Source organism: Streptomyces sp. NBC_00038 (assembly GCF_026343635.1).
Classification (GTDB): domain Bacteria; phylum Actinomycetota; class Actinomycetes; order Streptomycetales; family Streptomycetaceae; genus Streptomyces.
In genome coordinates this window covers 2,591,333-2,607,535 of the sequence record NZ_JAPELQ010000001.1, presented here as the reverse complement: position 1 = coordinate 2,607,535, position 16,203 = coordinate 2,591,333, and the positions used below count along the sequence as shown (strand labels likewise).

Annotated in this window: 14 protein-coding genes and 1 pseudogene; 5 read left to right on the top strand and 10 right to left on the bottom strand. The window is 69.6% G+C overall.

Going from position 1 to position 16,203, the window contains the following annotated elements; genetic code table 11:
* The first annotated feature begins 21 nt into the window (after positions 1-21).
* Positions 22-1,038, top strand: a complete 1,017-nt coding sequence (locus OG219_RS12030; protein WP_266825701.1) for a 1-aminocyclopropane-1-carboxylate deaminase — start codon at positions 22-24, stop codon at positions 1,036-1,038.
* On the opposite strand, the gene OG219_RS12025 is transcribed toward OG219_RS12030, so the two are convergent.
* Positions 1,035-2,489: an MFS transporter gene (locus OG219_RS12025; RefSeq protein WP_266825699.1), complete on the bottom strand. Its 1,455-nt coding sequence runs from the start codon at positions 2,487-2,489 to the stop codon at positions 1,035-1,037. The two genes, OG219_RS12030 and OG219_RS12025, sit on opposite strands and share 4 nt — an antisense overlap.
* Positions 2,490-2,626: 137 nt before the next feature.
* On the opposite strand from OG219_RS12025, the gene OG219_RS12020 reads away from it, so the two are divergent.
* Entirely contained in the window at positions 2,627-3,193 is a 567-nt protein-coding gene (locus tag OG219_RS12020) for a TetR/AcrR family transcriptional regulator (protein WP_266825697.1), read from the top strand.
* Between the two features lie 232 nt (positions 3,194-3,425).
* On the opposite strand, the gene OG219_RS12015 is transcribed toward OG219_RS12020, so the two are convergent.
* The 7 genes from OG219_RS12015 to OG219_RS11985 all read right to left on the bottom strand — a co-directional run bounded on the left by OG219_RS12015 (position 3,426) and on the right by OG219_RS11985 (position 10,840).
* On the bottom strand, positions 3,426-4,619 hold the full coding sequence (locus OG219_RS12015; protein ID WP_266836073.1) for a TerD family protein: 1,194 nt from the start codon (positions 4,617-4,619) through the stop codon (positions 3,426-3,428).
* Positions 4,620-4,704: 85 nt separating this feature from the next.
* Positions 4,705-5,694: a zinc-dependent alcohol dehydrogenase family protein gene (locus OG219_RS12010; protein ID WP_266825695.1), complete on the bottom strand. Its 990-nt coding sequence runs from the start codon at positions 5,692-5,694 to the stop codon at positions 4,705-4,707.
* A complete protein-coding gene (locus tag OG219_RS12005) occupies positions 5,691-6,548 on the bottom strand; it encodes a carbohydrate ABC transporter permease (RefSeq protein ID WP_266825693.1) in 858 nt (285 codons plus the stop codon). The genes OG219_RS12010 and OG219_RS12005 overlap by 4 nt, the downstream gene beginning before the upstream one ends.
* Positions 6,545-7,489, bottom strand: a complete 945-nt coding sequence (locus OG219_RS12000) for a carbohydrate ABC transporter permease (RefSeq protein ID WP_266825691.1) — start codon at positions 7,487-7,489, stop codon at positions 6,545-6,547. The genes OG219_RS12005 and OG219_RS12000 overlap by 4 nt, the downstream gene beginning before the upstream one ends.
* On the bottom strand, positions 7,486-8,856 hold the full coding sequence (locus tag OG219_RS11995; protein WP_266825689.1) for a sugar ABC transporter substrate-binding protein: 1,371 nt from the start codon (positions 8,854-8,856) through the stop codon (positions 7,486-7,488). The genes OG219_RS12000 and OG219_RS11995 overlap by 4 nt, the downstream gene beginning before the upstream one ends.
* 111 nt (positions 8,857-8,967) lie before the next feature.
* A complete protein-coding gene (locus OG219_RS11990; RefSeq protein ID WP_266825687.1) occupies positions 8,968-9,738 on the bottom strand; it encodes a DeoR/GlpR family DNA-binding transcription regulator in 771 nt (256 codons plus the stop codon).
* Between the two features lie 292 nt (positions 9,739-10,030).
* Positions 10,031-10,840 (bottom strand): NAD(P)-dependent oxidoreductase, encoded by an 810-nt coding sequence (locus tag OG219_RS11985; protein WP_266825685.1) that lies wholly within the window; start codon positions 10,838-10,840, stop codon positions 10,031-10,033.
* A 303-nt stretch (positions 10,841-11,143) separates the two neighbouring features.
* On the opposite strand from OG219_RS11985, the gene OG219_RS11980 reads away from it, so the two are divergent.
* Together OG219_RS11980 and OG219_RS11975 are read left to right on the top strand one after the other, a co-directional pair.
* Positions 11,144-12,085 carry a 5-dehydro-4-deoxyglucarate dehydratase gene (locus OG219_RS11980; RefSeq protein ID WP_266825683.1) on the top strand — a complete coding sequence of 314 codons (942 nt, stop codon included), beginning with the start codon at positions 11,144-11,146 and terminating at the stop codon, positions 12,083-12,085.
* A complete protein-coding gene (locus OG219_RS11975; RefSeq protein WP_266825681.1) occupies positions 12,082-13,248 on the top strand; it encodes a hypothetical protein in 1,167 nt (388 codons plus the stop codon). The genes OG219_RS11980 and OG219_RS11975 overlap by 4 nt, the downstream gene beginning before the upstream one ends.
* Here the strand turns inward: OG219_RS11975 and OG219_RS11970 are convergent.
* Complete coding sequence (locus OG219_RS11970) at positions 13,224-14,420, bottom strand: MFS transporter (RefSeq protein ID WP_266825679.1); 1,197 nt, start codon at positions 14,418-14,420, stop codon at positions 13,224-13,226. The genes OG219_RS11975 and OG219_RS11970 overlap by 25 nt on opposite strands.
* A gap of 63 nt (positions 14,421-14,483) precedes the next feature.
* Positions 14,484-15,452 (bottom strand): NAD(P)-dependent alcohol dehydrogenase, encoded by a 969-nt coding sequence (locus tag OG219_RS11965; protein WP_266825677.1) that lies wholly within the window; start codon positions 15,450-15,452, stop codon positions 14,484-14,486.
* 162 nt (positions 15,453-15,614) lie between these two features.
* Between OG219_RS11965 and OG219_RS11960 the strand changes: the two are divergent.
* Positions 15,615-16,195 (top strand): annotated as a pseudogene (locus tag OG219_RS11960) (TIGR03086 family metal-binding protein).
* Positions 16,196-16,203 lie beyond the last annotated feature (8 nt).

Genomic DNA, 16,203 nt, shown 5'->3' with positions numbered 1-16,203 from the left:
GATCCTGACCGTGGAGGACCCATGTCTCTTGCTTCGTACGCCCGTTACCCTCTGCTCTTCGGTCCCTCGCCCGTGCACCCGCTGGAGCGGCTCACGAAGCACCTCGGTGGCGCCTCGCTCTGGGCCAAGCGCGAGGACTGCAACTCCGGTGTCGCGTACGGCGGGAACAAGACCCGCAAACTGGAGTACCTCGTCGCCGACGCGCTCGCCCAGGGCTGCGACACCCTCGTCTCGATCGGCGGGGTCCAGTCCAACCACACCCGTCAGGTCGCGGCCTGTGCCGCGCGCGCCGGGCTCAAGTGCGTGCTGATTCAGGAGAGTTGGGTGGAGTGGCCCGACTCCGTCTACGACAAGGTCGGGAACATTCTCATCAGCCGGCTCGCCGGGGCCGACGTACGGCTGGTGCGGGCCGGGTTCGGGATCGGGTTCAAGGAGAGCTGGGAGCAGGCGCTTCGGGAGGTGGAGGAGGGGGGTGGCAAGCCGTACGCCATTCCGGCGGGGGCCTCCGATCATCCGCTGGGCGGGCTGGGCTTCGCCGGCTGGGCTTATGAAGTCGCCGAGCAGGAACGGGAGTTGGGGGTCTTCTTCGACGCCGTCGTGGTGTGTTCGGTGACCGGGTCGACCCAGGCGGGCATGGTCGCCGGGTTCGCCGCCCTGGAGGAAGCGGGTGGGCGGTCGCGGCGCGTCATCGGGATCGATGCGTCGGCCGCGCCCGCCCGTACCCGTGAGCAGGTCGCCCGGATCGCCCACGGGACGGGGCAACTCATCGGTGTGGAGAAGGAGTTGACCGAGGCGGACGTCGAGTTGGACGAGCGGTATCACGCGGGGACCTACGGGATACCCGACGAGGCCACGCTGGACGCGATGCGGCTTGCCGCCCGGACGGAGGGGATGGTCACCGATCCCGTGTACGAGGGGAAGTCGATGGCCGGGATGGTGGATCTGGTGGCGCGGGGGGAGATCGCGGGGGACTCGACCGTGTTGTACGCGCATCTGGGTGGGCAGCCTGCGCTGAATGCCTACAGTGCGTTGTTCTAGGCGGCGGTCTTCGGCTTGGCGGTCCTGGTCGGCTTGGTGTCGGTGATCACGAACGCCGACAGCAGTAGGGCGGTGAGCGCGATCAGTGAGCCGACGCCGAACGCGCGCGCTGCGCCCTCGGTGAGGATCTCGGAGGGTGACTCGGTCGCGTGCCGGGTCGCCGTGCCGTAGACGGTGACCAGGATGGAGAGGCCCAGTGTGCCGCCGAGCCACTGGAGGGTCTGCAGCAGGCCGGAGGCGGCGCCTGCTTCGCGCGGTTTGATGCCCGCGAGGATCGTCACGTTGAGCGGCATGAAGCTCAGGCCGACCCCCACGCCGATCAGGAGCAGTGGGCCGAGCAGACCGGTCAGGTACCCGTCGCCCGGTTCGAGCCGCCACAGCCACCCGGCCGCACCGGCGAGCAGAGTCATGCCGGTGAGCAGCACCGGCTTGGCGCCGAGGCGCGACAGGAGCCGCGGTACGAAGCGCACGACCGTGAACATCGCCAGGGTCATCGGCAGGAACGCGAAGCCCGCCCGCAACGGGCTGTACTCCAGGACCCGTTGGCAGATCAGGGTGAGAAAGTAGAACGCGCCGAACATTCCCGCGGGCAGCAGCAGGACGCCCGCATAGCCTCCCGCGCGGTTGCGGTCGGCAAGGAGGCGCAGCGGCATGATCGGCTGGTCCGCGCGGGACTCGATCAGGGTGAAGCCGATGAGCAGGGCCGCCGCCGTGCCGAAGCCGAGCTCCGCCTGTGTGTCTCCCCAGCCCTCCTCCGAGACGCGGATGAACGCGTACACGAGCGAGCTCATTCCGGCCGTGCCGGTGAGCGCACCCGCCAGGTCGAACCGGCCCGTGTGGCGCGGGGTTTCGGTCACGAAGCGGGGCAGGGCGAGGGCCACGCCGACGCCGATCGGTACGTTGATCAGCAGGGACCAGCGCCAGGACGCCCACGAGGTGAGCATGCCGCCGAGGACCAGGCCGATGGAGGCGCCGATGCCGGCCATGGAGGTGTAGATGCCGAGGGCGTGGTGGCGGCGCGGGCCCTCCGGGAAGTTGGTGGTGATCAGGGCGAGGGTGCTGGGGGCGATGAGTGCGGCGCCCACGCCCTGGAGCGTGCGGGCCGCGAGCAGCCAGGTGCTTTCGGTGGCGAGGCCGCCGAGCAGGGAGGACGCTGCGAAGAGCAGGGCGCCGGCGGTGAGCGTACGGCGGCGGCCCGCGATGTCGCCGGCGCGGCCACCGAGGAGGAGCAGGCCGCCGAAGGCGAGCGTGTAGGCGTTGAGGACCCAGGACAGGCCGGTGGGGGTGAAGCCGAGATCCTGCTGGATGTCCGGTAAAGCGACGTTGACGACAGTGGAGTCGACGCCCACCATCAGGTAGGCGGCGACGATGACGAACAGGACGGCGCCGAGCCTGAGTGACTGCCGGGACGCGGCTTCGGGTGGGATGGTGCTGGTGGACGGGGTGGACATGGGATGCTCCCTGTCTGGTGTCCCCGGATGAGGTGTGCGCGGGCAGCATTGGCCGCGCGCGGCAGTAAGCGGGGACTGTCTCCGTTTGACTCTCGGTAAGATACGGAGAGGGTCCCCGGTTGGCAAGGAGTATCTGAATGGCGCAGGTCAAGCCGATGCGGGCGGATGCGCGGCGGAACTATGAGCGGCTGCTCCAAGAGGCGGCGGTTGCCTTCGCCGAGCATGGGGAGGGTGCGTCGCTCGACGACATCGCGAAGAAGGCCGGGGTCGGGTCCGGGACGCTGTACCGGCACTTTCCTACGCGGCAGGCGTTGTTGGAGGCCGTGTACGTCGACCGCATCGAGGCGATCGCCGCTCGTGCGGATGAGATCGCGGCGGGGTTGCCGCCCGGCGAGGCGCTGGTGGAGTGGCTGAACGAGCTCAGCATGTCCATGATCCAGGTGCGTGGGCTGAAGGCGTTGCTCGGGTCGGCCGTCACGGATGGGAGCTCCGCTGTGGTCACCGCGTGCGGGGTCTCTGTGAAGGGGGCCGCCACTCGGCTCGTTGACGCGGCTCAGCGGGAGGGGACGCTGCGGGGGGACGTGTTGCCGATCGAGGTGTTGCGGTTGGCCCATGGGGTGGCTACCGCGTCGGAGTTGGCGAATGGTGGGTCGGCGCACATTCGGCGGTACTTGTCGCTGCTTACGGAGGGGCTTCGGGCGTAGCGGGTCTCGCCCACGGGGGGTGGGGTGGGTCGGGGGCGTGCCGGTACGTCCAAGCCCGTCGCCGCCGGATCAGGCCTTGGGCAAGTGGAGACGGGTTCGGTGACGCGAACGTACGCGACGGGCATTTTGGACGTACCGGCACGCCCCCTTCCGTTGTCTTGTGGGTGCGAGTGCGGGAGGGGGCGGGGCGGTGGGGCGCCGGGTCCGGTGTGGCGCGTGGGGGGCGGTGTGGTCAGAGGGACTGGGCCGCCGGCTTTACCATTCCGCGGACTGTGCGGGACTTTACGAAGTCGCCCAGGGCTGTCATTTCCCATTCGCCGGAGAACTGCTTGATGAGCTTGGCCATGATTACGCCTGTCTGGGCTTCGGCGCTGGTCAGGTCGAAGCGGACCAGTTCCTCGCCTGTGGCTGCGTCCAGGAGGCGGCAGTAGGCCTTGGCCACCTCGGTGAACTTCTGGCCGGAGAAGGAGTTGACCGTGAAGACCAGGCCCGTGACCTCCTGGGGGAGACGGCCCAGGTCTACGACGATCACCTCGTCGTCTCCGCCGCCCTCGCCCGTGAGGTTGTCGCCGGAGTGCTTGATCGCGCCGTTGACGATGGAGAGCTTGCCGAAGTAGCAGCTGTCGATGTGGTTGCGCTGCGGGCCGTACGCGATGACCGAGGCGTCCAGGTCGATGTCCTTGCCGCGGAACGCGGGCTCCCAGCCGAGGCCCATCTTGACCTGGGAGAGCAGCGGGCGGCCGCCCTTGACCAGGGAGACGGTCTGGTTCTTCTGGAGGCTCACCCGGCCCTTGTCCAGGTTGATCTTGCCGGAGGGGGGAGGGGTGGGGGCGGCGGTCGCGGTGGGGGGAGCGGGCGGGGGCGGCGGGGTCGTCACCTGGGGTTGTGCGACAGGGGCGGGCGGGGCCGTCGGCTGGGGTGTGGGCGGGGCCGGTTCCTCGACCGAGACGCCGAAGTCCGTGGCGATGCCTGCCAGGCCGTTGGAGTAGCCCTGGCCTACCGCTCGGGCCTTCCAGGCGCCGTTGCGGAGGTAGACCTCCACGATGACCAGGGCCGTCTCCGAGCCCAGCTGGGGCGGGGTGAAGGACGCCAGTACGGAGTTGTCGTCCGCGTTGCGGATCGTGGCCGTGGGTTCGATGCCCTGGAAGGTCTGGCCCGCCGCGTCCGGGCTTGCCGTGACGACGATCTTCTCGATGCCCGGGGGGACCGCGGTCGTGTCGACCACGATTGCGTCGGGGGCCGTGCCGCCGCCCGAGCGGTAGGTCACTCCCGGGCCCGTGGGCTGGTTGTAGAAGATGAAGTCGTCGTCGGAGCGCACCTTGCCGTCGGCGGTGAGCAGCAGGCTCGAAACGTCGAGCCGCACCGGGGCGGCGACGTCCACCGTCACGCGGGCGACGGGGAGAGGGATGTTCGAGCCGGGGGTCATAGCTGTCATGACTGGGGTAACGAGCGGGGGCGCTTTACCGTTCCCTTACCTGAGGAAGAGATGGCTCGGGCGCCCCCATTCGTACCTATGGCACTACTACGATCTTCCTTCCCACTCCCGACGCGAACTGCTCCAGCGCCTGCGGGTAGCTGGTCAGCGGCATGCGGTCGCTGATGAAGATGTCGGGGTCCAGGACACCGGTGGCGAACAGTTCCGCCGCTCGTTCGAAGCTGTGGAGCACTGCCATGGAGCCGGTGATCGTGATCTCTTGGTTGTAGATGCGGTACGGGTCGATGGTTACGCGGGTCGCGTAGTCGGCCACGCCGAATTGGAGGAAGGTGCCGGCCTTTGCGACGCGGTTCAGGCCGTCCTGGATCGCTGCTGCGTTGCCGGTTGCGTCGATGACCAGGTCCCAGCCCTGGGGGCGGTCCAGTTCGTCGGCGGTCGTGGCGGAGGAGGAGACTCCCAGTAGTTGGGCCGTCGACAGGCGCTGCTGGTTGAGGTCCACCATGTCGACGCTTGCGGCTCCTGTGCGCTTCGCCAGTTCCAGCATCATCAGGCCCATCGTTCCGGAGCCGTAGATCAGGACGTGGGCGCCCAGGCGGGACTGCAGGACGTCGTAGCCGCGTACCGCGCAGGAGAGCGGTTCGACGAGGGCCGCGTCCTGGGTTCGCACGTGTTCCGGGAGCTTGACGCAGTTGGCCACTGGGGCGACGGCGAACTGGGCGGCTCCGCCGGCTGTGGTGACGCCGATCGCTGCCCAGCGTTCGCAGAGGTTGTTGTGGCCGGTACGGCAGTAGCGGCACTCGTAGCAGTAGAGGGAGGGGTCCACGGCAACCTGGTCGCCGACCGAGAGTTCCGTTACCTGGGTGCCTACGCCTACCACCTCGCCCGCGAACTCGTGACCCGGCACGATCGGCAGCTTGGGAGCGAACTCGCCCTGGAGGATGTGCAGATCGGTGCCGCAGAGGCCGCAGGCGGCGACCTCGACGACGACCTCTCGGGGGCCCGGCGTCGGGTCCGGGACCTCGGCCACCACGGCGCGGCCGACGGACTCGATGACTGCGGCCTTCATTTCACGGCTCCCAACGACAGGCCCTGGACCAGCTTGTCCTGAGCGGCGAACCCCGCGGCGAGCACCGGCAGGGAGATGACGAGCGAGGCGGCGCACACCTTCGCCAGGAACAGGCCCTGGCTGGTGATGAAGCCGGTGAGGAAGACAGGGGCCGTTTCGGCCACCACGCCGGTGAGGACCCTGGCGAAGAGGAGTTCGTTCCAGCTGAAGATGAAGCAGATCAGGGCTGTGGCGGCGATGCCCGGCAGCGCGATGGGGGCCACCACGCGGGTGAGGATCGTCGGCAGCCTCGCGCCGTCGATGTGTGCGGCCTCGATGATCGCGACCGGCACCTCGGAGAGGAAGGACTGCATCATCCACACGGCGATCGGCAGGTTCATCGCGGTGTAGAGGATGACCAGCGTCCAGATGTTGTCGAGCATGCCGGCGTTCTTGGCGAACAGGTAGATCGGGAGCAGGCCCGCCACCACCGGCATCATCTTGGTCGACAGGAAGAAGAACAGGACGTCCGTCCACTTCTTCACCGGGCGGATCGACAGCGCGTAGGCGGCGGGAAGCGCCAGCACCAGGACGAGAATCGTCGACGCGATCGAGGCCGTGGCCGAGTTGATCAGCGCGGGCCAGGGGCTCGCCCCGCCGTCCACGCCGAAGAACTCCCGGTAGCTGTCGAAGGTGAGGGAGGCGGCCAGCGACGGGGGGTTGGTGGCCGCGTCGGCCTCGGAATGGAAGGAGGTGAGGAGCATCCAGAGGATCGGAAGGACGAACAGGATGCCCGTGAGCCAGGCGATCACGCCCAGCGCGGTTCCCTTGCGCGCGCGCCTGCGCGGCGGGGGTGTGGTCACTGTGGTGGTCATGAGCGGGACTCCCTGAAGAGCGACGACACGACGCGCAGGGCGAAGGTCGCGAGGATGAGTGATCCGATCACGACGAGGACGCCGGCTGCCGAGGCCAGGCCGTACTCGTGCGCCTGGTAGAAGGTCTGGTAGATCGTGTAGGGCAGGTTCGCGGTGCCGAGCCCGCCGGAGGTGATCGTGAACACCGCGTCGAAGTTCTGCACGATGTAGATCGACCCCAGCAGTACGCCGAGCTCCAGATAGCGGCGCAGGTGCGGCAGGGTGATGTGGACGAACAACTGCCAGTCGCTCGCGCCGTCCATGCGCGCCGCCTCGATCAGCTGGGGGTCGCGGCTCTGCAGCCCCGCGAGCAGGATCAGCATCATGAACGGCGTCCACTGCCAGACCAGTGAGGCCTCGACCGCGAGGAGCGGGGTGTTCGAGATCCAGTCGGGCTGTGGTGCGCTGTCGCCGCCGATCCAGTGCAGTACGCCGTTGAAGAGGCCGTACTCGGGGTTGTAGAGCACGTGCTTCCACAGCAGCGCGGCCGCGACGGGGACCAGCAGGAACGGTGCGATGAGCATCGTCCGCACCGCTCCGCGGCCGGGGAACTTGCGGTCCAGGAGCAGCGCGAGCAGCAGGCCGAGGAACAGGCTGGCCAGTACCACCGCGACGGTGAGCAGGATGGTCGTCCACACCGACTTGCGCAGGTCGGCCGTGGTGAGGACGTCGGCGTAGTTGCTGAATCCGGTGAGGTGACGGTCGTTCGGGTAGAGGGCGTTCCAGTCGAAGAACGAGTACACCAGGGTGGCCACGAACGGCAGCTGCGTCACGACGATCATGAATATGAGAGCCGGCAGCAGCGGTGCTCGGGTGGCCCAGGCACGCATGCGGTTCGACGGTGGTGCCGGCCGCGGCGGCTTGCCTGCCGCCGCGACTCGGGCAGTGGCGGTGATGGTCATGACCCCTCGTACTTCTTGCCGACCTGCTCGGCGAGCTCCTGGGACTTCTGGAGCGCGCTGTCGACGGACTGCTTGCCGGCGATGGCCGAGCTGATCTCCTGGGAGACCTTGGTTCCCAGGTCCGTGAACTCGGGGATGCCGACGAACTGGATGCCGGGCGCCGGGCGTTCCTGCACTCCCGGGTTCTCGGGCTCCGCCGACGCGATGGCCTCCCGGGTCACGTCCGCGAAGGCAGCGGCATCCTTGCGGTACTCCGGGATGTCGTAGGTGGAGGTCCGCTTGCCGGCCGGGACGTTGGCCCAGCCGATGCTCTTGCCGACGAGGTTCTCGTAGTCCTTGCCGGACGCCCAGGAGATGAACTTCCACGCGTTCTCGGCGTTGTCGGAGGCCTTCTGGATGCCCCAGGCCCAGGTGTAGAGCCAGCCGGAGCTCTTCGTCTCCTCGACCGGCGCCGGGACGTAGCCGATCTTGCCCTTGACCGGGGAATCGGCGGCCTCCAGGGAGCCCGCGCCCGCGGTGGCGTCGTACCACATGGCGGTCTTGCCCTGCGTCATGTTGTTGAGGCACTCCGCGTAACCGGACTGGGCGGCGCCCGCCTCGCCGTGCTTGCGGACGAGGTCGACGTAGAACTGAGTGGCCTTCTTGAACTCCGGCGAGTCCAGCTGTGCCTGCCAGTCCTTGTCGAACCAGGTGCCGCCCATGGTGTTGACGACGGTGGTCAGCGGAGCGATCACCTCGCCCCAGCCGGGCAGACCGCGCAGGCAGACGCCCTTCATGTCGGACTCGGCGGCGTCGATCTTGGCCGCGAAGTCCGCCACCTGGGTCCAGGTGGGGTTGGCGGGCATGGTCAGCCCGTTCTTCTCGAAGATGTCCTTGCGGTACATCAGGAACGACGACTCGCCGTAGAAGGGCTCCCCGTAGAGCTTGCCGTCCTCCGCGGTGAGGGCCTCGGTCATCGGCGGCAGGATGTCGGCCTGGTCGAAGGCCTTGTCGCCCGCGACGTACGAGTCCAGGTCGTGCAGCCAGCCGTTCTTGGCGTAGATCGGGATCTCGTAGTTGCTCAGGGTCGCGACGTCGTACTGGCCGGCCTGGTTGGCGAAGTCCTGGCTGATCTTGTCGCGGACGTCGTTCTCGGGGAGCACGGTGAAGTTCACCTTGATCCCGGTGTCCTTGGTGAAGTTGTCGGCGGTGAGCTTCTGCAGCTCCACCATCTGGGGGTTGTTGACCATCAGGACGTTGATCGAGTCACCGCTGGAACTGGTGGAGCCTCCGGCTCCTGAACACGCGGCGAGCAGTGGGGTGATCAGCGTTCCTACGGCAGCCGCTATCACGAGATTGCGAGGCTTCCGGCGGCTCTTGGTTCGCATGGGATGCTCCTGGGCGTATGGGGAGATAAGGGGTGGGGACGGCTCTGGCGGTGCCTTGGTGGAGGGTGAGTTGGGTTTCCGGACGGGGGTGATCGGGCTGTCGGGCTGGGATCAGACGCGGATGACCTGGGGTCCTTGCATCGCGTAGCGGTGGGCTTCGGACGAGGGGAGCTGGCTGCTCGTGACGATCGCTTCCAGTTGTGAGACGTCGGCGAACCGGCAGAAGCTGACCGCTCCGAACTTGGTGTGCACTCCCGCGAAGACGGTGCGCCGGGAAGCGCGGATCGCCTGGGCCTTGACCTCCGAGACCGCGGGGTCCGGGGTGGTGAGGCCGTGGTCCCGGGAGATGCCGTTGGCGCCGATGAACGCCAGGTCGATGACGAACCCGGCGAGCATCTTCGTCGTCCAGTGATCGACGGTGGCGAGGGTGCCGGGGCGTACCCGGCCGCCCAGCAGGAGCACGGTGGTGTTGCCGACCTCGGCGAGTACGCCCGCGGTGGCGAGGGAGGCGGTGACCACGGTCAGCGGCCGGTCGCGGGGCAGCGCCTCGGCGATGAGCTGAGGGGTGAACCCCTCGTCGACGAAGACCGTCTCGGCGTCCCCGAGCAGTTCGGCCGCGGCTAGGGCGATCCGGCGCTTCTCGGGGACATGGCTGGTGGCCCGGAACGCGAGTGTCGTCTCGAAGCCCGCGCTCTCCACGGGATAGGCGCCGCCGTGGGTGCGGCGGATCAGTCCGTGGTCCTCCAGGGCGCGGAGGTCGCGCCGGACGGTCTCCTTGGCCACGCCCAACTCGGCGGCGAGCGTGGTGACATCGACGGCACCCGTACGGCGGGCGGCCTTGATGATCTCGCGCTGTCTCTCTTCCGCAGTCATGGCCGACACCTGCCTCTCCGCTGCTCCGGCACTGCCCGTTCGGGCCGTGCTCGGGCCTTGGGGGAAGTTTTACAGCCGGTTTGCGACGCTGACCAGGCCTGTTACACGCCCGATGGTGCCCGTCTCCGCCCGTTTTCCTGGCGGACTGCCCGCCTCGGACCTGGGCCGGACGTGAGATCGGGCAGCGAGCGTGCCCGAATGAGGGAGCGGACGGGCCCGTTCGGTGCCCGTCCGCTCAAGGAGTGCCGGTGAAATCACGGTCCGTAGTCGGACGTCGTCGCCCGAAAGGGCGGTGCCTCTGTCAGTACGGCCAGATCGGCGGGTGCGTGGTGAAGTGGCCGCCCAGGTGTGCGTGGTCCGGGTTGTCCGGGTCGAGCTCGCCCTGTTCGGCGATGAGCTTCTCGGCGTACGGCTCGGAGTCGTCCCGCGGCTCGTAACCCAGCGCGCGGGCGGTCGCGAGGTCCCACCACAGGCGGGTGTTGGCGGACGAGCCGTAGGCGACCGTGTGCCCTACGTCCTCGGCGGTGAGGGCCGCGTGGAAGAGCCTGGCGCCGTCCTCGGGGCTCATCCAGACGGAGAGCATGCGCACGCTGGTGGGCTCGGCGAAGCAGGAGCCGATGCGGACCGAGACCGTCTCCTGGCCGTGCTTGTCCCAGTAGAACTGGGCCAGGTCCTCGCCGAAGGACTTCGACAGACCGTAGAAGGTGTCCGGGCGGTGCGGTGTGTCGATGGGGATGAGGGGGTCGTCGCCCTGGGGGCGCGGGGCGTAGCCCACCGCGTGGTTGGAGGAGGCGAAGACGATCCGTCGGACGCCTTCCTCGCGTGCCGCCTCGTACAGGTTGTACGTCCCCTCGATGTTCGCCTTGAGGATCTTGTCGAACGAGGCTTCCAGGGAGATGCCCGCGAGGTGGATGATCGCGTCGACACCCCGGACCGCCTCGCGCAGCGCCGCCCTGTCGGAGAGGTCCGCGGTGATCGCGTCCGGCTCGCCCTCGATGGGGAGCAGGTCGAGGAGGCGCAGTTCGTAGCCGTACTCCGGCAGCAGCCCCCGCATCAGGGTGCCGACGCCGCCGGCGGCGCCGGTGAGCAGGACGGTGCGGGGAGCGGGCATCCTCGGGTCTCCTTGGATCGATCGTCAGCTTGATCAGGTTGCGTCACCAGACGCCAAGCATGCGCATGTGTGTACCACATTCACATCCATGGACACGCTAAGGATTGTCGACGGGCTGCGTCAAGTCTCGCGCGGAGGCGGGAAATCCGCCTCCGTGTTGCGAGTTCGTGCGCTTGACCGGCCCCAAGGTCGCGGCTTAGCGTGGTCGCGTTCAGAAATATGGACGTGGATCAGAAACGTGCACTGAGAGAACATGCATCGAGAGACGCGCACCGTGAAGCGTGCACCGCTTAGGGAGAGTCCGTGACGTCAGCCCCCCTTGCCGCTCGGCTCAGCATCCCCAGTGGGCCGCTGTTCTTCCCTGTCACCGCGTACGGTCCCGACGGCGGCGTCGATCTGGACGTCTACCGGGAGCATGTGCGGCGCGGTGTCGAGGCCGGAGCCGCCGCCGTCTTCGCCTGCTGCGGCACCGGGGAGTTCCACGCGCTCGCGCCCGAGGAGTTCGAGGCGTGCGTGCGGGCGGCGGTCGAGGCGGCGGACGGACGCGTGCCGGTCGTCGCGGGCGCTGGGTACGGGCCGGCGCTCGCCGTGCGGTTCGCGCGGCTCGCGGAGGCGGCCGGGGCCGACGGGCTGCTCGCCATGCCGCCCTATCTCGTGGTGGCCGGGCAGGAGGGGCTGCTGCGGCACTATCGGGAGCTCGCGGCGGCGACAGCGCTGCCGGTCGTCGTCTATCAGCGCGACAACGCCGTGTTCACACCGGAGACCGTGGTCGGGCTGGCCCGTACCGAGGGGATCATCGGGTTCAAGGACGGGCTCGGGGACCTGGACCTGATGCAGCGGATCGTGAGTGCGGTGCGCAGCGAGGTGCCGGGGGAGTTCCTGTACTTCAACGGGCTGCCCACGGCGGAACTGACCGGCCTCGCCTATCGGGGGGTGGGCATCACGCTGTACTCGTCCGCCGTGTTCTGCTTCGCTCCCGAGATCGCCCTCGCCTTCCACAAGGCGCTCAACGCCGGGGACGACGAGGTCGTGAACCGGCTGCTCGACGGCTTCTACCGGCCGTTCGTCGATCTGCGCGCCCAGGGCCGCGGATACGCCGTCTCACTCGTCAAGGCCGGGGTGCGCCTGCGGGGGCTGGACGTGGGTGAGGTGCGGCCGCCGCTGCACGAGCCGACCGAGGACCATGTGAAGCAGCTCGCGCAGCTGATCGAGCGCGGGTACTCGCTGATCGAGGAGGGCGTGTGAAGGCGTCGGCGTTCGTCTACCCCTGGGACGTCAACGGAGACCCGGAGGCCGCCGGGCGGATCGCCGGGCTCGGCGTCCGGCAGGCGACGCTCGCCTCCGCGTACCACTCCACCCGCGCCCTGACGCCACGGCACCCCAGGCACCGGATCGTCACCGCCTCGCACGCCGCCGTGCTCTACCCTGCCGACGAGCGGTGGGAGGGGCGGCGGCTCCGGCCGTACGCGGCAGGGGACTGGGCGCCGGGCGACGCGTACGGGGCGGCCGCCGACGCGCTCGCCGGGGCCGGTCTCGACGTACACACCTGGGTGGTGCTCGCGCACAACTCCCGTATGGGGGAGGAGTTTCCGGACACCTCCGTGGTCAACGCCTACGGGGACCGCTATCCGTGGGCACCGTGCATCGCCCAGCCCGGCACGCGCGCGTACCTGGTCGAACTGGCCGTCGAGGCGGCGGTGCGGCCCGGGGCCGGGGGTACGGAGCTGGAGTCCCTCGGCTGGTACGGGCTCGCGCATCTCCACGCCCACGACAAGACGGCGGGGGTGGGCCTCGGGGAGGCCGGGCAGTACCTGATGTCGCTGTGCTTCTGCCCCTCGTGCCGCGAGGGCTACGCGCAACAGGGGCTGGATCCCGAGGAGTTGGCGATCGCCGTCCGGCGCGCTCTGGAGCCCGTGTGGCGGGGTGATACTCCGGCCGGGGGCTGGGAGGCCGTGGAGAAGCTGCTCGGGAGTGAGCTCGCCGGGGCCACGCGCATCTGGCGGGACTCCGTGGCGCGCTCGCTCCAGTCGGAGGCGGTCGCCGCGGTGCGCGCGGCCGCTCCGGAGGGGTTCCGGATTCTGCTGCACGCGGACCCGGTCTCGTACCACTGCGGAGCGAATGCCGGGGTGGATCCCGAGCACGTTCTGTCGGTGGCCGATGGTGTCGTCGTGCCCTGCACCGGCGGTTCGGGGCTGCTGACTCCCTTTGCCGACAGGGGTGTTGGCGGGAGCGTGCTGGCGGCCAACTTCACCGTGGTGAGCGGCATGGGCGGCCGTCCGGCGGCTCTGGGCGAGGACGTGGCGCGAGCAGTCGGGAAAGGGGCCGGCGAAGTGCGGCTGTATCACGCGGGGTTGGCGTCCGACGAGGATCTGTCGCTGGTGACTCAGGCCCTCTCGCGGCTCGGCTGAGGCCCGAGCAGGGGCACCACCGTCACCAGTCGCACCGTCCCGAGTACCGCCAACAGCACCTGGTGGTCGACGAGTTCGACCAGGCCCGCTCCCAGCGCGAGACCTATCGCGTTCGGAGCGAACATCAGGGTGTTGGCGGTCGCGGTCGTACGGCCCAGAAGTGCGGTCGGGACCTCGCGCTGGACCGCGGTGAGCGCCGCGATCAGCACGCACGGGAGGCCGATGCCGACCACCGCGGCCGAGGCGAGGACCACCGCGTCGTACGGGAGCGCACGAGCCGTCACCGCCAGGGCGGTGAGCGCGATGCCGTACCCCGCGAACCGTTGCTCGCCCAGGCGGCGCAGGAGAGGACCCGCGGCCAGGCCGATCGCCACCGAGCCGGCGCCCTGGACGGCGTACAGGAGACCCACGTACGCGGGTGAGTGGCCGAGGCCCTCGACGACGGCGTAGACCGTCGCGCCGTTGACGCCCGCGAAGAACATGGTGGTGCCGCCTGCCAGGACGAGGGGGCGCAGCCGGGGGTGGGCCCAGAGATGACGGGCGCCTTCGGCGGTCTGCGTGCGCCAGCTCGAGGTGGCTTTGGGCGGCGGGGTCTCGCGCAAGCGCAGGAGGGCGTATACGCCCGCGGCCAGCGCGAACGTCACGGCGTCCAGCAGTGCGACCCGTGCCCCGCCGTACACCGCGTACAGGCCCGCCCCGGCGAGCGGGGCGACCAGTTTCATCCCCTCGTTGGCCGTCATGCGCAGGCCGTTGAAGTCGCCGAGGAGGGACTTGTCGACGGCCGAGGCGATCAGCGCCGACTCCGCCGCGTCGTGGACGACGCCGGCGGCGCCGTAGACCAGGAGCACCGCGAAGAGGATCCACAGGCGGTCCGGCGCGTCCACGGCGAAGAGGGCCGGCAGCAGCGCGGCCGGAAGCAGGTTCGCCGCGATGAGGAGCGGCCTGCGGCGGACGCGGTCGGCGAGGGTGCCCAGGGCGGGGCCGATGAGCGTGGGGGCCCAGAGGGCGAAGACGCAGAGGGCGGCCAGGCCGTCCGAGCCGGTCAGGTCCTTGACCCAGATGCCGGACACCAGCCACAGCGCCGACGAGCCGAAGCCGGAGACCACGACCGCGCTCAGATACAAACCCGCGTTGCGGTCCCGCAGGACGCGCGTGACTGTCCATGTCGCCATGGCTCGTCAGCGTTGCGCTAAGGCGGGCGCTCAGGGATCAGGCAGATGCCTTATAAGGCGCCGTCAGATCGTGATGACCAGCTTGCCTCGCGGATGGCCGCGCTCCAGGTGCCGGATGGCGTCGGCGGCCTCGGCGAGAGGGTAGGTGCGGTCGATGGCCGGGGTGATCTTTCCGTTCTCGGCGAGGTCCTTGAGGGTCAGGAGGTCCTCGTGGCGGGTGAGGGAGACGAGGTTGCGGAAGTTCTGGCCGACGAAGGGGGAGAGCAGGGAGGCCCGGATCTCGCGGCCCATCCCGCCGAAGAAGGCGCTGCCGCCCTCGCCGCCGACCATGACTAGGGTGCCGCGCGGGGCGAGGACGCGGCGCAGGTGGGGCAGCGGGCGCAGGCCCGCGCAGTCGACGACGACGTCGTAGCGGGCGGATCCGGCGGTGACGTCCTCGTGGGTGTAGTCGAGGACGTGGGCGGCGCCCAGGGAACGTACGAGATCCGTGTTGGTGGGACCGCAGACTCCGGTGACCACCGCGCCGTACATCGCGGCCAGCTGGACGGCGAAGGATCCGACACCGCCGGAGGCACCGATGACGAGAACCTGATCGCCCGGCTTGGGGCGGCCCTTCCCCTGCAGCGCCTGGAGGGCGGTCATGCCGGAGACGGGGAGGGCGGCGGCCTGTTCGAAGGTGACGTCGGTCGGCTTGAGCACCAGCCTGCGGGCCTTGGCGCGCGCGAACTCGGCGAACGAGCCGTCGCAGTTGCCGAACACCTCGTCGCCCGGCTTGAACTCGGTCACCTTCGCGCCGACGGCCTCCACCCGCCCGGCGCCGTCCCAGCCCCGCACGGGGTTCTTGGGCCTGCGGACTCCGAGGACGACACGGGCCACCAGGGGCCTGCCCGTCATGAGATGCCAGACGCTCGGGTCGACACCGGCGGCGCGCACCTCGACCAGCACCTCGTCGTCCCGGGGTACGGGTCGGTCGATCTCCCGCAGTTCCAGCAGGTCGGCGGTTCCGTACGCATCCTGGACGATCGCTTTCACGACGGCTCTCCTTCTCGCGGGCCTCTGCCATCGAGGATCCCGGCGGTTCGAACGCCTGAACAGCATCCTGAGGGCAATCTTGAGGGAGGGAGCGATGAGTTTCCGTACGCTCGCCGGTCTACCCCATGAGTGGAGACGTGTACGAGCTCTGAGGAGAAGCGGATGACCGACCGGATTCCCGACCTGGGGCCGCAGGCCCGGATCGTCGCGAGCCTCGCGGCGGGTGTGACCGACGAGCAGCTGGCGGGCGGGACCCCCTGTCCGGAACTCGCGGTGCACAACATGCTCGGGCACCTGCTCGGGCTCGCCGCCGCGTTCCGGGACGCCGGGCGCAAGGATCTGGGGCCCACCACGGACACCAGCCCGACCTCCGCCGGGACGTCGGGCCCGGCTGGCGCGAGGCGCTGCCCGAGGTGATGGACGAGCTCGCCGAGGCCTGGCGCGACCCGGCCGCCTGGACCGGGGAGACCCGGGCCGGCGGTGTGTCCCTGCCGGGTGCGGTCGGGGGCGCCGTCGCCACCAACGAGCTGGTCGTGCACGGCTGGGACCTCGCGCGGGCCACCGGCCAGGAGTACGAGCCCGATGCCGCCGCCCTGCGGATGTCGTACGAATTCCTGCTGGCCTCGGCCGAGGATCCGAGCCGCGGCGAGATCTTCGGGCCCGTGGTGCCGGTGCCCGACGACGCGCCGCTGCTGGATCGCACCATCGGGCTCAGCGGACGGGACCCCTACTGGAAGCCGTAGGCGTCGCC

What these genes read in the sequence shown, in the direction of transcription:
- OG219_RS12030 (WP_266825701.1), top strand. Translation starts at nt 22, where the DNA reads ATGTCTCTTGCTTCGTACGCCCGTTACCCTCTGCTCTTCGGTCCCTCG.
- OG219_RS12025 (WP_266825699.1), bottom strand. Translation starts at nt 2,489, where the DNA reads ATGTCCACCCCGTCCACCAGCACCATCCCACCCGAAGCCGCGTCCCGG.
- OG219_RS12020 (WP_266825697.1), top strand. Translation starts at nt 2,627, where the DNA reads ATGGCGCAGGTCAAGCCGATGCGGGCGGATGCGCGGCGGAACTATGAG.
- OG219_RS12015 (WP_266836073.1), bottom strand. Translation starts at nt 4,619, where the DNA reads ATGACCCCCGGCTCGAACATCCCTCTCCCCGTCGCCCGCGTGACGGTG.
- OG219_RS12010 (WP_266825695.1), bottom strand. Translation starts at nt 5,694, where the DNA reads ATGAAGGCCGCAGTCATCGAGTCCGTCGGCCGCGCCGTGGTGGCCGAG.
- OG219_RS12005 (WP_266825693.1), bottom strand. Translation starts at nt 6,548, where the DNA reads ATGACCACCACAGTGACCACACCCCCGCCGCGCAGGCGCGCGCGCAAG.
- OG219_RS12000 (WP_266825691.1), bottom strand. Translation starts at nt 7,489, where the DNA reads ATGACCATCACCGCCACTGCCCGAGTCGCGGCGGCAGGCAAGCCGCCG.
- OG219_RS11995 (WP_266825689.1), bottom strand. Translation starts at nt 8,856, where the DNA reads ATGCGAACCAAGAGCCGCCGGAAGCCTCGCAATCTCGTGATAGCGGCT.
- OG219_RS11985 (WP_266825685.1), bottom strand. Translation starts at nt 10,840, where the DNA reads ATGCCCGCTCCCCGCACCGTCCTGCTCACCGGCGCCGCCGGCGGCGTC.
- OG219_RS11970 (WP_266825679.1), bottom strand. Translation starts at nt 14,420, where the DNA reads ATGGCGACATGGACAGTCACGCGCGTCCTGCGGGACCGCAACGCGGGT.